The organism is Corynebacterium sp. MSK297, from assembly GCF_030232885.1.
Taxonomy (GTDB): Bacteria; Actinomycetota; Actinomycetes; order Mycobacteriales; family Mycobacteriaceae; genus Corynebacterium.
Map to the genome: position 1 here is coordinate 198,894 of NZ_JASPGD010000004.1, position 14,237 is coordinate 213,130.

Here is a 14,237-nt window from a genome sequence, read left to right on the forward strand (position 1 = left end):
GCTTACCAGCCTAACCTTGCATCGGCCATGACGTAGCTACCGACGAGACATCCCGATCGCGCGAGGCCAAATAGCGTTTGAACTCCGTTTGCATCTCGTAATAGCCCACGGCTTGATATTCCATCAACTCCCCATCGTCCAGCTTCGCCAATTCCGGGAAACGTTGGTTCACTTGCTTCCAAGCAATCCGGGCAGCAGCCATCGCATCGGCGGTGGCCTCGTGCGCATTATCCAGCAGCACGCCGTATTCTTCGCAGACTTTGCCCAACGTGCGCGGGCCCTTGCGGTATTTATCCTTTAGCTTGTCGACGACGAACGGGTCAAACACCGGCCCAGTCACCGTGAAGTCCTGATCCAAACTCCGCAGCACCGTCAAGTCATAATTCGCGTTATAGACAACCAGTGTTTTGCCTTCTTCCCACCCTTTTTTGATCGCCGCGATGGTATCTGCGAGCACCTCGTCATGGTTGCGGCCGTGTTCCCGGGCGTATTCGGTGGTAATACCATGCACGTCGACGGCTGGCTGTGGAATCTCGATTCCAGGATCCGCCAACATTTCCTGTGAATCCACGGTTGAGCCTTCGATCGAGACCAGGGCGGAAGTGACAATCCGGGCCTCGTGCGGAATATTGGAGGTTGTTTCCAAATCGAAGGCCAGCATGCGGGACGCGTTGAAACTCATGACTTACAGCCTAGACATACAGGCGCACAAACCGGCGCACTGGTTCGAACACCCAGCGAAACCACAGCATCTATTAGACACCCATGAGATACCTATTAAACTAGGTGCGCGTGAGTGACTTTGATGAAGCAGGATTACGCCGCCACTGGAACGAGCTTGCCGACAAGGTTCGCTACCACCGCGAACGCTATTACAACGAGCAACCAGAAATCCCAGATGCGGAATTCGATGAGTTGCTTCATAAGCTTGCAGAATTAGAAAAGCGGTACCCGCAACTGGCGGTGCCCGATTCACCAACCATGGAAGTCGGCGCACCAGTCCCGGAAGAATCCAGCTTTGCCAATGTTGATCACCTTGAGCCGATGCTCAGCTTGGATAATGCTTTTACCGACGACGAACTCCGTGACTGGCTCGCGCGTACGCCAGCTCCGGCGTATCTGACCGAACTGAAAATCGACGGGTTGTCGGTGGATTTGGTCTACCGCAATGGGCAACTGGAACGCGCAGCCACCCGTGGCGATGGCACCACAGGGGAAGACATCACTGCCAACGCCCGTGTTATCGACGATATCCCACACGAGCTCACCGGAACCGACGAATACCCAGTCCCGGAACTTATCGAAATTCGCGGTGAGGTTTATATGAACCCCAAAGACTTCGCCGCCATCAACGAAGAACGCGTCCGGCTCGCCGAAGAAAAGGGCAAGAAGCCAGAGACCTTTGCCAACCCGCGCAATGCAGCAGCCGGTGGGCTGCGCATGAAAAACACCGAAGAAGTGAAAAAACGTCGGCTGCGCATGATCGCCCATGGCCTGGGCGCCCGGGAAGGCTTCGCGCCGGGCTCGCAGTGGGATGCATATCAAGCATTGGAGGCCTGGGGGCTTCCGGTTTCGCCATATACCAAACGTGTGGAAACGAGCGCCGAGGTACTTGACCAAGTCTCGTATTGGGGTGAGCATCGACATGATGCTTCTTTCGAGATGGACGGCTTAGTAGTCAAGGTTGATGACTTGTCTGTGCAGCGTGGTCTGGGTGCTACTTCGCGCGCCCCGCGGTGGGCGATTGCCTATAAGTATCCACCAGAAGAAGTCACCACCAAACTGTTGGGGATAGAGGTGGGCGTCGGCAGGACTGGACGTGTCACTCCTTATGCGGTGATGGAGCCGGTCTTTGTTGCGGGAACCACCGTGTCGATGGCGACCCTGCACAACCAAACGGAGGTAAAGCGCAAAGGGGTGTTGGTTGGCGATACCGTAGTCATCCGCAAAGCCGGTGAGATTATCCCGGAAGTGTTGGGGCCAGTGACCGCGCAGCGAGATGGCAGCGAATACGAGTGGTCATTTCCGAAAGAATGTCCTTCGTGCGGCAGCATCCTGGCTCCGCAAAAAGAAGGCGATGCTGACTGGCGGTGCCCGAATGCACAGTCGTGCCCGGCGCAGCTGGGTGCACGCCTGGAATACCTGGCTTCTCGCAAGGCTTTCGACATCGAAGCACTCGGCGAAAAAGGTGCCCACGATCTGATCGCTAGTGGCGTGCTGGTCGATGAGTCTGACCTGTTTGCTATCGACGAAGCTGCGCTTGCGAAATCCAGCGTGTACACCCGGCTGGACAAAGAGGACAAGACCAAACGCGTGGTCAACGCGTCCGGCGAGAAGCTCCTCGAAAACCTCGAGTCCGCACGTCAAGCGGACTTCTGGCGCGTGCTTATCGCGCTGTCGATCCGTCACGTCGGCCCCACTGCGGCGCGGGCATTGGCGACGCGTTTTGGCTCCATGCAGGCGCTGCGGGAGGCGGACGTCGACAAGATCGCTGATGTGGATGGCGTTGGAATGACGATCGCGAATTCGTTGCAGGATTGGTTCGGTATCGGATGGCATCGTGCGATCGTGGATAAGTGGGCCGAGGCCGGTGTGACGATGGAAGTTGAGGCTGACCAACGCGTGGAGCAGACGCTGGAAGGTCTGACGATTGTGGTTACTGGAACGCTTGAGGGCTTTAGCCGCGATAGCGCGAAAGAAGCCATCGTCTCCCGGGGCGGAAAAGCCACCGGTTCGGTCTCGAAAAAGACCAATTACCTGGTGGCTGGGGAAAACGCAGGCTCAAAAGAAACCAAGGCGCGTGATCTGGGTGTGCGAATCTTATCGGAAGCAGAATTCGTGCAGCTTCTCGACGGCGAATTGGCGGGGTGAAAAGACAGCTGGTACGACACCAGCTGGCGCGAATTAATCGATCAACTTTCCCAAGATATTGCCCAGGTGGCCGAGGTGAACTACTTCGCTGGCCAAGTAATCTGGGCCGCCGGCTCGGCCGATAATCAGTACCAGCCCGCTGTCTCCTAGCGGGGCGCCGGCAAGCGCGGAATCGAGGATGCGCCAGGAATCTGGGATCCAGTCTTCACTCTCGGCAACCAGCACGCGGGCCGAGGTGATGTCAATATCGGCGGGGATGGAGCCATCATCTTCTGGCGCAGCACTCGAGGCGGCCATACGTGTGATCTCGTTCGTGGTATCAACGATGATTGCCCAGGAAGAAGTCAGGGCTTTGGGGAAAACTGAGACGAAATCTTGCAGCGAGGTGCGTAGGCTTCCACTGCTGGTTGCCAGCTCTGACAGCATCTCGATTTGGCCACGACGGTCTACTCGGCCGGAAAACGGCCGAATCGAATCGACCTCGACACCATCCACAGAATTGGCTGCCGTTATGAGGGCATCGGCCATGACTCCTTGGGGTAAATCAACGACGATATCGTCCATGACCGCATCAGCGGAAAACGATTCGATGATGTCGACGGACTGGATATTGCCGCCAGTTTGGCCGATGGCGTCGGCTAATTGTCCGAGCGCTCCGGGGGTATCCGGGAGCAGGACACGGATCAAAAACGACATGAGTTGTTGCCACCACTTTCTGAACGTCTAGTTCGCTGTCACTATCGTAGCAATCTGGCACGTCACTTTGGGGGCAAAACAGTAGTTTGTGGTCTTACGTACCAGACTCGCAGGCGTTGGTTAATCGATGGGTCCAGTGGCGTAGCATAGTACGGAAGAAAAAGGATTCACGGATATCGAAGGATTGAATCGACTGTGTCAGAAATTTCCCGCGAGAAAATTGAGCACCTGGCGAAGCTGTCCCGCCTGGCTTTGAGCGATGCAGAAATCGCTACCTATGCAGAACAGATTGACGGCATCGTCGATGTGGTTTCTGCAGTACAAAACGTGGACACCACTGGGGTAGTGCCAATGAGCCACCCGCATTCTGTGGACGCCACGATGCGTCGCGACGAAGTAGTGCGCACACTGAATTCGGAGCAGGCCTTGGACCAAGCTCCGGATGCGCGCGATGATCGTTTCGTGGTTCCGAAGATTCGTGGTTAGTTCAGCGCCCGAATACGAGCAGCTGACAAATTCTGAAAGAGCGACAGAGGTAGATAATTAATGACTGAATTTACGCGTCCACACGATGGCACCACTTCGGAAACCGCAGCGGATTTGGCGCAGCGCATCCATAATCGCGAGATCACCTCGCGGGAGGTTACCCAGGCTTATCTAGATCGCATCAGCGAAACCAACGAGACGCTGAACTCGTTTTTGCACGTTGGAGCCGACGAAGCGTTGGCTGCAGCCGATGCCGTGGACAAGGCTTTGGACAACGGTGAAAAGCCCGCTTCACCGTTGGCTGGGGTACCGCTGGCGTTGAAAGATTTGTTGGTTACCACCGATGCGCCCACCACAGCTGCCTCCAAGATGCTGGAAGGCTACCGCAGCCCATATGACGCGACCGTGACCCGGCGTCTGCGCGAAGCTGGGATTCCGATCCTGGGCAAAACCAACTTGGATGAGTTCGCGATGGGTTCATCGAATGAAAACTCGGCTTTTGGCCCAGTTCGAAACCCCTATGACACAGAACGTACTCCTGGTGGTTCCGGTGGTGGCACCGCGGCTGCGTTAGCATCCGGGCAGGCGCCGTTGGGTATTGGTACGGATACCGGCGGTTCCATTCGCCAGCCGGCTGCGCTGACCAATACCGTCGGTGTGAAACCCACCTACGGCACGGTTTCGCGCTATGGCTTGATTGCGGCCGCTTCCTCGCTGGATCAGGCTGGCCCGTGTGCGAATACCGTACTGGATACTGCGTTGCTGCATGAGGTCATCGCAGGGCATGACCCACACGATGCCACCAGCATCAACAAACCAGTCCCGGATGTGGTTGCTGCCGCTCGTGCAGGCGCCAACGGTGATCTGACTGGGCTCAAAGTTGGCGTCATCAAGCAATTTGAGCGCGATGGTTGGCAGACTGGCGTGATGGACCAATACCGCAAGGCGGTGCAGACGTTGGTCGATAATGGCGCGGAAGTCGTCGAAGTTGATTGCCCTCACTTTGACGACGCATTAGCCGCGTATTACCTGATTATGCCGTGTGAGGTCTCTTCTAACCTGGCACGTTTCGACGGCATGCGTTACGGCAAGCGCGTTGGCGACGATGGCGAGAACTCCGCGAACCGCGTGATGGAGCTTTCCCGCGAGGCTGGCTTTGGACCAGAGGTCAAGCGCCGGATTATGGTCGGCACCTACGCGCTGTCCGTGGGTTACTACGATGCGTATTACTTGCAGGCACAGCGTATTCGCACGTTGGTGGCGCAGGATTTCGCGCGCGCATACGAAAAAGTCGACGTCTTGGTTTCTCCAACTACGCCGACCACGGCCTTTCCACTGGGGGAAAAGGTGGAAGACCCGACTGCGATGTACAACTTCGACTTGTGTACGTTGCCGTTGAACCTGGCTGGTGTGTGCGGTATGTCCGTGCCATCCGGCATGGCGGCCGACACTCAGTTGCCGACCGGCCTGCAGATCATGGCCCCGGCCTTTGCCGACGACCGTTTGTACCGCGTCGGTGCAGCCTATGAGGCTCTGACGAGCAACTAGCTTGCGTCGTTATTTCCTGTCAGAGATGGCATAGGCCGCACAAGCGGTAGCTGCGGTGACTACGCCTACTGCTGGCCAGGAACCAATTTTCTTTGCCAGCGGGTGTGATAGACCAAAGGCAGCCACGTAGCCGCCGAGTAAGCCTGCGGTGGTAACTGGGCTGGTTTTTGCTGCCCAGGAACGAGCTGCCCAGTAGCCTGCAGCGCCTAGTACCACTCCGCCGAGTGGCCGGATTCCGGTTTGTACGGCGGTGAGGTAGCCGCCCACCAAGCCGAATGCGGTCGTGGTTGCGGTGGATACGTCTTGTGGAGATTTCTTATCGATAAGTGCCATGCCTTTTAGTCTAGGCCTCTAGGCACTGCGGTGCAGTCTGCACTATGGCGGTTGCTGATTGGCGCCACCGCGATAGCTGATTCACACTGTTATAGCTGCTGTTCCGCGCTAGGATCGGCGGGGTGACTACCTCGCCCGATCCACGACAGGAATCTGTACAGCCACCCCGTTCTGCTCCTACATCAATGGTGCTTCCAGAAGCTCAAGCGTGGAAGGCAATGTTCGCCCTCTCGTTGGGCTTTTTCATGTCTTTGTTGGATCAGACTTTGATCGCGGTGGCAATCCCGAGCATCCGCCGGGCATTCGATGCCACGCTGGCAGAAACTTTGTGGGTGTCGTCGGGATACCTGTTATTCGTCGTCGTGCCGTTGCTATTTACCGGTCGGCTGGGGGACCGTTTCGGCCAACGCCGCTTATTCCGGATTGGCATCGCGGTTTTTGTTATCGGGGCGGTGGCGTCTGCTTGTGCTCCCACGATTGAACTATTGATTGCCGCGCGGTGCTTGCAGGGGCTTGGTGCTTCCATCCAAATGCCGCAGACGATGTCGGTGATCAACCGGGTATTTGCCCGGGAGCGTCGTGGCCGTGCACTCGGTGTGTGGGGCATTATTGGTTCGGTGGCAGCGATTACCGGCCCGGTTTTGGGCGGATTTCTGGTGCACTCTGCATCCTGGCACGCAGTTTTTCTGATTCAGGTACCTTTCGGCATTATCGCCATCGCCCTGGCTACGCTCTGGGTGCCGCGGATGCCGACCTACGCACGCAATCTCGACCCGATTTCTGTGGTGATCTCGTTGGTGTCGATGCTGTTGGTCGTTGGTGCGATCCAACAAGCACCAGAAGCCAAATGGGCGTGGTGGATTTGGTTGATGCTGGCTTTGGGGGTTGCGGGATTGTCTGGCTTTATCAAACTGCAAGGCACTGCGCAGGCGCGTGGCGTGGAAGCAATGATCCCGCTGTTTTTATTCCAGAATCACAACTATCGCTTGGGCATCATCATTATTTCGTGCATGGGGTTTATGGCTGCATCTTTGATGTTGCCGATCATGCTGTGGTTGCAAGACGGCCAAGACCTAGATTCTAAAACAGCCGGTCTTGTCATCGCACCGATGGCGTTGACCTCGTTGTTTGTCTCGCCAATTGCGGGCATTATGGCCGATAAATTTCATCCACGCAATCTGGTGGTCGCTGGCTTTAGCGTCATGCTGGCAGCCTGTGCGGCGGCGTGGTGGATCATGGCCCACGAACAACCAGTCTGGTGGCTGGCGATTGTTGTGAGTTTTTTGGGAATCGGCCAATCATTTATTTGGGGCACGAATTCTGCGACGACGATGCGCGATGTGGAAGCGCCCATCATGGGTGCAGCATCAGGAGTATATAACACTGCGCGGCAGTTGGGGTCGGTGATGGGAGTATCTATCTTGTCGGCGCTGATGCAGATCACCGTTGCCGCGCAAGGTTTGGCCGTTGGTACCGCGAATACGGTGTTGTTGTTGGTCGTTGTGCTCGCCATTGGTTTGGTGGCTTCGCTGTTTTATCGCAAGACCATTTAGACCATCCAAACAATCTAGATTGGCTAGAACCCGTGGTACGCCGAACTCATTGAGCAACCAGCTAATTCGGTGCTGATAGGTACTCATAGGCGCCGGTATGTGCCGTGTGAGTGTGGCATAGGTACCGCAGGTTTGTGCTGAATCCAGTAGAAAGTCCAGTGGGCAACCCACCACTTACTGACACCACGTCGCGGGTTGCCTACAGTAGAAGCATGCGCATTGCCACATTGACCTCGGGAGGCGACTGTCCGGGTCTGAACGCCGTTATCCGTGCTATCGTGCGCACGGCGAATCAAGAGCATGATTCCACCGTCGTCGGTTACCGCGATGGTTGGTTGGGGCTATTGGATGATGATCGGGTCGATCTCTACGACGACGATGCCATCGACAAGATCCTTGTCCGGGGCGGCACCATTTTGGGGACCGGTCGCCTGCACCCGGATATCTTCAAAGCCAATCTGGAAACGATTAAAGCGAATCTTGCCGACGCCCGCGTTGATGTTTTAATTGCAATCGGCGGGGAAGGCACGCTCAAGGGGGCAAAGTGGCTGGCGGATAATGGGGTGCCGGTCATTGGAGTGCCCAAGACCATTGATAACGATGTACTGGCCACCGATTACACCTTTGGATTCGACAGCGCGGTAGCCGTTGCTACCGACGCGATTGATCGGCTGCATACTACCGCGGAATCGCACAAGCGGATTTTTCTCGTCGAGGTCATGGGGCGCCATACCGGGTGGATCGCTTTGCATGCGGGTTTGGCCGGCGGTGCGCATCATATTGTTATTCCGGAAGTGCCTTTCGATGTCAGCGAGATTACGAAGTCGATGGAACGGCGCTTTCAGATGGGGGAGAAATACGGCATCATCGTCGTCGCCGAAGGAGCACAACCGCGGCCGGGAACCATGGCGGTCGATGATAAAGGTGTCGACGAATTTGGCCACCGCCGCCTCGGCGGGATGGGGCAGTTAATCGGTGAGGAAATCTCGCGTTCTACTGGCTACGACGTGCGCACCACTGTGCTGGGGCACGTACAACGCGGTGGCGTTCCTACGGCGTTCGACCGCGTTCTTGCCAGTCGGTTTGGAGTACATGCTACGCGCGCGGCGCACAGGGGCGAGTTTGGATCATCAGTGGTGCTGCGGGGCGAATTTATCGAGACCGTTCCTTTGTCAGAAGTCGTCGCCAAGGTAAAAACTGTGCCGATGCAGCGTTATGAGATTGCTGAGGCGTTATTCGGCTAGAGTGCATTCAGCTAGATTGCAGCAGCCCGGAAACCCTGTGCACGACAGTCAGACAGAAACCACTACCATGGTGGCTATGACTGCTGCGATGTATGACTTGCTGGACTATGACGAAGTCCTAGAAAAATACGACCCAGTGATGGGCATGGAAGTTCACGTGGAATTGGGAACGGAAACCAAGATGTTTTCGACCTCTTCGGCTCATTTTGGTGATGAACCTAATTCCAACGTGGATCCGGTTTCCCTGGGATTACCTGGTGCGCTCCCCGTCGTGAACGAGAAGGGAGTCGAATGGGCGATCAAAATTGGCTTGGCGCTGAATTGTCAGATTGCAGAATCGTCGCGGTTTGCCCGCAAGAATTATTTCTACCCGGATCAGCCGAAAAATTACCAGATCTCTCAGTATGATGAGCCGATCGCGTACGACGGCTACCTGGATGTGGTGCTGGATGATGGCACCGAATGGCGTGTGGAGATCGAGCGTGCCCACATGGAAGAAGATACTGGCAAATTGACTCACCTTGGTGGTGTTGATGGTCGTATTCACGGTGCTACTGCCTCGCTGGTTGATTACAATCGTGCTGGCATTCCGTTGATCGAAATCGTGACCAAACCCATTGTCGGTGCTGGTGAACGCGCCCCGGAAGTGGCCCGTGCTTATGTCACCGCTCTGCGTGAACTCGTCGCTGCGCTGGGGGTTTCTGATGCCCGTATGGACCAGGGGTCTATGCGCGTGGATTCCAACCTTTCGCTGCGGCCAAAGGGTAGTGAAGAATTCGGTACCCGCACGGAGACGAAAAACATCAACTCGTTGAGATCAGTCGAGCAGGCCGTGCGCTTCGAGATGCAGCGCCAAGCTTACGCACTGGAAAACGGCGAGGAGATCGCCCTGGAGACCCGTCACTACCAGGAATCCGATGGCTCAACGTCCAAGGGGCGCCCGAAAGAAACTGCAGAGGATTACCGCTATTTCAATGACCCGGATTTGCCTCCAGTTTCTGCTCCACGTGAATGGGTCGAAGAGATCAAGCAGACGCTGCCAGAGATGCCGTGGATTCGCCGCGCGCGCATTCAGAAAGAGTGGGGGCTGAAAGACAAAGAAATGCGTGATCTGGTCAATGCTGGGGCGTTGGACTTGATCATTGAAACCACTGAGCATGGTGCGAGCGCCGACGAAGCACGTGCCTGGTGGGTGTCCTATTTGTCTGGAAAAGCCAATGAGGCTGGTGTGGAGTTGGCAGCGTTGGAGATCACCCCGGCGCAGGTTGCTCGCGTCGTGGAGCTGGTTAAGGAAGGCAAGCTGACCACCAAGTTGGGGCGCAAAGCTGTGGACGGAGTGCTGGAAGGCGACGGAGACGTCGACGAGGTTGTCGCCAAGCGTGGCCTGGAGGTCGTGCGCGATGATGGCGCGATCGAGAAGGCCGTGGACGATGCGTTGGCTGACAATCCGGATATCGTCGAGAAATACCGCGCTGGAAACAAAAAGGTCACCGGTGCCATCGTCGGTGCCGTGATGAAAGCGACGCAGGGGAAAGCTGACCCAGGTCAAGTCAACAAATTGATCGCGGAAAAGCTTGCACAGTAGCTAATAGTGGCGAAAATAAAACACAGAATGCTGTGATGCGTGTATCGTAGGAACGTCAATTATCCGAAAACAGTTTTCTTAAGCAAAGAAAGAGCGATAATTCGGTGTCCTATAAACGCATTACAGGTATTGCCTTGTCCTTTGTGGGCCTCGTTGTCGGTGCGGGATTCGCCACCGGTCGTGAGGTCGTACAATATTTCTCGTCCTATGGAATGTGGGGGCTGGCAGGTGCTGCGATAGCTGGCATCGTGATGGCGCTTGCCGGAACAGTTTTCCTGCAGCTCGGCAGCTATTTCCACGCCCGTGAACACCGGCTAGTGTTCAAGCGTACGACGCACCCAATCGTGTCGATCCTGCTAGATATCTCCGTAGTTATCACGTTGTTCTCCATTGGCTTCGTGATGCTCGCGGGTGCTGGCTCCAACTTGGAGCAACAATTCGGTTGGCAGCCGTGGGTTGGTTCCACTGTCATGCTGGGGTTGGTGCTTGTCGCCGGCATGCTGGATGTCAATAAGGTATCCAGAATCATCGGTTTGTTAACCCCGTTGATCATCATCGCTATTCTTGCTGTAGCGGTGTACACGTTTGTGAACTGGCCAGATGATGTGAACATGGTTGCGCAGCGGTCGGCGGAAATCGAAAGCCCGATTAGTAACTGGCTACTCTCTGCTCTGAACTATAATGGTCTGGCGTTGATCTTGGCCGTGTCGATGACGCTGGTTATTGGTGGTGACTACTTAGACCCACGTGAGGCCGGCTGGGGTGGCCTGTTCGGTGGTATTGCTTACGCCATCATGCTGGTACTGGCCACGATGGCGATGCTGTTCAACGCAGAATTGGTCGATGGCACGTCGATCCCAATGCTCACTCTGGTTGCTGACATCAACGAGAACCTGGGCTTGGTCATGGCGCTGGTGATCTTCGCGATGGTCTTCAACACTGCCATCGGTATGTTCTATGCGTTGGGCAAGCGCCTGTCTGCTGGCCGCGAGAGCCAGTACCGCGTCATCTTCATAGTCGGCACCTTGCTGGGCTTCGCTGTCAGCTTCGTCGGCTTTGATACCTTGATGGAATACGTCTACCCGGTATTGGGCTACATGGGTATGGTCATGGTCGTCGTCCTGGTGGCTGCGTGGATTAAGTCCTTCGCACGGATTCGCGATGAGGCCACCAAGCGTGACCGCCTGCGCCAGCTGATGTACTTGTCGTTGCACCCAGACAAAGAGCTGGAGAAGAAGCACAACGAGGAGATGCAGAAGTTGGTTTCTGAGTCCAACTTGGGCGATAAAGAGCTCTACAACTACGTATCTGACGAAGTTGCTAGCCAGCTGGATGAGGACGAAGACGTCGAGTTCAGCATCGGCGAGGATTATAAGTTGCTTGCCGACGAAAACCAGATGGAAGCTAAGGAAGAAAAGAAGGCTGAGACTTATGCGGATTCCCGTGCCCAGGATTCCGTTCGTCCGGCCGATGAGTCTCCATCCGAAAAGGATGAAAAGCACAGCAATGCTGATAACAGCTAGCATGCTGCGAAGAGTGCACGTCATGCCGGAGGCTGATCGTGCACGGTGTCGCGGTTTGTTCACTGGCTCTTAATTCTTAGCCTGAAGCAGGAATGCCCTGCGCGGACACTATCCGCGCAGGGCATTTTCGCCGTTTCTTGTGGGCGAATTACTCGTGGGTGAATTAGTTGAACAGCTCGCGTTGTATCTTGGTGGGGTTTTTTAGTCGTTCTGCTTCTGGCGCTCTGCCGGGCAGACTTGTGCCTTCTGCAAATGGTGCGCCGGGAAGATGATCGCGTCCGTGTGGTTGCGCCAAACCGGAGACATCTGGCCCTGCAGGCACGGTCTGCATGGGGTTTACTTCGCGGTGTACGAGGTAATAATGCTGCTTGATCTCGGTGAAGTCGGTGGTATCACCGAAGCCCGGAGTTTGGAATAGCTCACGCAAGTAGCCGTAGACGTTGGGCATCTCGCTGATTTTGTTGCGATTGGTTTTGAAGTGTCCGTGGTAGACGGCATCGAAGCGGATCAGGGTGGCATACGCGCGGATATCGGTTTCGGTGATGTGCTCGCCCATGATGAACCGCCGCGTTGCCAGGCGTTCTTCCAACCAGTCGAGCACCTCGAAGACGTCAGAATAAGCCTTTTCGTAGGCGTCTTGTGCTGCGGAGAATCCGGCGCGGTAGACACCGTTGTTGAATTTCCGGAAGATAAATTCGTTGATTTCTTCCATCTCTTCGCGTTGTTCTTCCGGTGGTAATAAATTGGGGGCACCGGTGCGGTGATAATCGGTCCACTGGGTCTGGAAATCTCGGACCATCGAGTTGAAATCGTTGGTTACTACCTTGCCGCTGGATTCTTCGACCAGTGCAGGAACCGTGATGCCGCGCGGGTAGTCCGGGAAACGCTTGAAATAGGCGTCTTGTAGGCGCGGAATGTGCAGTACGGGATCGACTTCGCCTGGGTCTAGGTCGAAGGTCCAGGAACGTTTGTCGTGGGTTGGTCCCGCTAGACCTAAAGAGATTACGTCTTCTAACCCTAGTAGACGGCGCACGATCACCGCGCGGTGTGCCCAGGGGCAGGCTCGGGCAGCAACCAGGCGGTAGCGGTGTGATTGTACTGGCCAATATAGCGTCTTGTCGTTTGTGGGTTGTGGTTGGTCGGTGGTTACGGAGGCGACGACGCGATCTGCAATGTAGCTGGTGTCGCGAGTGAATTCACCATCGGTTGCGGCATTCTGGGCGTCGCCGACCCAGTCTTTGTCTTTTTCTACTGCCACGGTGGCCCTCCTTGGCGTATCGATAAAATATGACGTATCAACTATATCATCGTCATGCATACCAGAGGCAGTGTTTGCGGGTGATGCAGATATACGGTTAAGTGACGTGTTTCAGAGCTGTCTCAACGTTCCTGTTGAAAGCCGAGGTTGTGCTACTGTGTGCAAATTATGTGCGCAGGTAAAAAACTCACCGGCCTCGCTCTTGCAGGCATAGTCTCGGTTTTCCTTGCTGGTTGTTCGGATGTGGAATCTGCGCGCGGTGATGGCTCAAATGAGTCAGCGGTCTCACTAAGATCAACGGACTCGACGGTCTCAACGACGGTCACAATCACCCAGGGCGCCCAAGCAGCTGATAGGACAGAAGAGCAGAATGCAGCTACTGGAATTTCAACAGGCAAAGACCTGGCGGATTCCTTCCCGCATGCAGAGCCGGGCGTGTATACGGATGACGGCCTCGATTACCGCGCCATGCACGATGCACTCGAGATCAAAGGGCGGGCACCGAACTCGGATTATGACCGTGCTTTATTTGGCCAGCCGTGGAGCGACGACGTCAACGTTGCAGGCGGGCACAATGGCTGCGATACCCGGAATGATATTCTGCAACGCGATTTAGACGAATTCTCGATCCGCAATGGAACCCGAGGGTGCTTGGTTGAAAGCGGCAGCCTGGTCAGCCCATATTCTGGCGAAACCATCAACTTTCACCGTGGCGATAATCAGGTTGATATCGAGCATGTGGTCGCGCTTGGCGATGCCTGGGTGAAAGGAGCGTTTCAGTGGGATGAAACCAAGCGTCGCGATTTCGCCAACGATCCGATCAATCTGCTGGCTGTCGATGCTTCTAATAACCGCGCGAAGGGGGCTGCTGATGCCGCTACCTGGCTGCCACCGCACAAGCCTTTCCGCTGTGATTATGGGCGTATACAAGTCCACGTGAAATACGTTTACGATCTCTGGGTCACAGAAGCCGAGCACAAAGCGCTGCGTAACTTGTTGGACCAGTGCTAGATAGCCGCAAGCGTACACGATACCCGGTTACCGAAAAACCAAGGACTGCGTGGCTGCTGCACAGTGTGCACGCGGTGTAAGGAAACAGGGAAAAATCCCGTCGTCGGCGGGTTGGTGCCGGTTATGCGC

The 14,237-nt window shown here is 55.8% G+C and carries 12 protein-coding genes; 8 read left to right on the forward strand and 4 right to left on the reverse strand.

Features of this window, described 5'->3' with window-relative positions; all coding sequences use genetic code 11:
• Nucleotides 1-10 precede the first annotated feature (10 nt).
• Nucleotides 11-682 (reverse strand): 3'-5' exonuclease, encoded by a 672-nt coding sequence (locus tag QP888_RS06040; protein ID WP_284812593.1) that lies wholly within the window; start codon nucleotides 680-682, stop codon nucleotides 11-13.
• A 110-nt stretch (nucleotides 683-792) separates the two neighbouring features.
• On the opposite strand from QP888_RS06040, the gene ligA reads away from it, so the two are divergent.
• Nucleotides 793-2,871 carry an NAD-dependent DNA ligase LigA gene (gene ligA / locus QP888_RS06045; RefSeq protein ID WP_284812594.1) on the forward strand — a complete coding sequence of 693 codons (2,079 nt, stop codon included), beginning with the start codon at nucleotides 793-795 and terminating at the stop codon, nucleotides 2,869-2,871.
• 33 nt (nucleotides 2,872-2,904) lie between these two features.
• Here the strand turns inward: ligA and QP888_RS06050 are convergent, their stop codons facing one another.
• Entirely contained in the window at nucleotides 2,905-3,567 is a 663-nt protein-coding gene (locus QP888_RS06050; RefSeq protein WP_284812595.1) for an ACT domain-containing protein, read from the reverse strand.
• A 195-nt stretch (nucleotides 3,568-3,762) separates the two neighbouring features.
• On the opposite strand from QP888_RS06050, the gene gatC reads away from it, so the two are divergent.
• Both gatC and gatA read left to right on the forward strand, forming a co-directional pair.
• Entirely contained in the window at nucleotides 3,763-4,053 is a 291-nt protein-coding gene (gene gatC / locus QP888_RS06055) for an Asp-tRNA(Asn)/Glu-tRNA(Gln) amidotransferase subunit GatC (protein ID WP_284812596.1), read from the forward strand.
• A 60-nt stretch (nucleotides 4,054-4,113) separates the two neighbouring features.
• Nucleotides 4,114-5,601: an Asp-tRNA(Asn)/Glu-tRNA(Gln) amidotransferase subunit GatA gene (gatA, locus tag QP888_RS06060; protein ID WP_284812597.1), complete on the forward strand. Its 1,488-nt coding sequence runs from the start codon at nucleotides 4,114-4,116 to the stop codon at nucleotides 5,599-5,601.
• Between the two features lie 9 nt (nucleotides 5,602-5,610).
• On the opposite strand, the gene QP888_RS06065 is transcribed toward gatA, so the two are convergent.
• Nucleotides 5,611-5,934 carry a hypothetical protein gene (locus QP888_RS06065; RefSeq protein WP_284812598.1) on the reverse strand — a complete coding sequence of 108 codons (324 nt, stop codon included), beginning with the start codon at nucleotides 5,932-5,934 and terminating at the stop codon, nucleotides 5,611-5,613.
• Between the two features lie 185 nt (nucleotides 5,935-6,119).
• Between QP888_RS06065 and QP888_RS06070 the strand changes: the two genes are divergently transcribed.
• The 4 genes from QP888_RS06070 to QP888_RS06085 all read left to right on the forward strand — a co-directional run bounded on the left by QP888_RS06070 (nucleotide 6,120) and on the right by QP888_RS06085 (nucleotide 11,839).
• Nucleotides 6,120-7,487, forward strand: coding sequence for an MFS transporter (locus QP888_RS06070; protein ID WP_284812675.1), 1,368 nt, complete (start codon nucleotides 6,120-6,122; stop codon nucleotides 7,485-7,487).
• A 212-nt stretch (nucleotides 7,488-7,699) separates the two neighbouring features.
• The gene (locus QP888_RS06075; RefSeq protein WP_284812599.1) at nucleotides 7,700-8,731 is read left to right on the forward strand and encodes a 6-phosphofructokinase; all 1,032 of its coding nucleotides are present in this window, start codon (nucleotides 7,700-7,702) and stop codon (nucleotides 8,729-8,731) included.
• A 76-nt stretch (nucleotides 8,732-8,807) separates the two neighbouring features.
• Nucleotides 8,808-10,316 carry an Asp-tRNA(Asn)/Glu-tRNA(Gln) amidotransferase subunit GatB gene (gene gatB, locus QP888_RS06080; protein WP_284812600.1) on the forward strand — a complete coding sequence of 503 codons (1,509 nt, stop codon included), beginning with the start codon at nucleotides 8,808-8,810 and terminating at the stop codon, nucleotides 10,314-10,316.
• Nucleotides 10,317-10,420: 104 nt separating this feature from the next.
• The gene (locus QP888_RS06085) at nucleotides 10,421-11,839 is read left to right on the forward strand and encodes a YkvI family membrane protein (RefSeq protein ID WP_284812601.1); all 1,419 of its coding nucleotides are present in this window, start codon (nucleotides 10,421-10,423) and stop codon (nucleotides 11,837-11,839) included.
• Between the two features lie 163 nt (nucleotides 11,840-12,002).
• On the opposite strand, the gene QP888_RS06090 is transcribed toward QP888_RS06085, so the two are convergent.
• Nucleotides 12,003-13,097 (reverse strand): glutathione S-transferase C-terminal domain-containing protein, encoded by a 1,095-nt coding sequence (locus QP888_RS06090; protein ID WP_284812602.1) that lies wholly within the window; start codon nucleotides 13,095-13,097, stop codon nucleotides 12,003-12,005.
• 168 nt (nucleotides 13,098-13,265) lie between these two features.
• On the opposite strand from QP888_RS06090, the gene QP888_RS06095 reads away from it, so the two are divergent.
• Entirely contained in the window at nucleotides 13,266-14,108 is an 843-nt protein-coding gene (locus QP888_RS06095) for an HNH endonuclease family protein (protein WP_502869131.1), read from the forward strand.
• The last annotated feature ends 129 nt before the right edge of the window (nucleotides 14,109-14,237 follow it).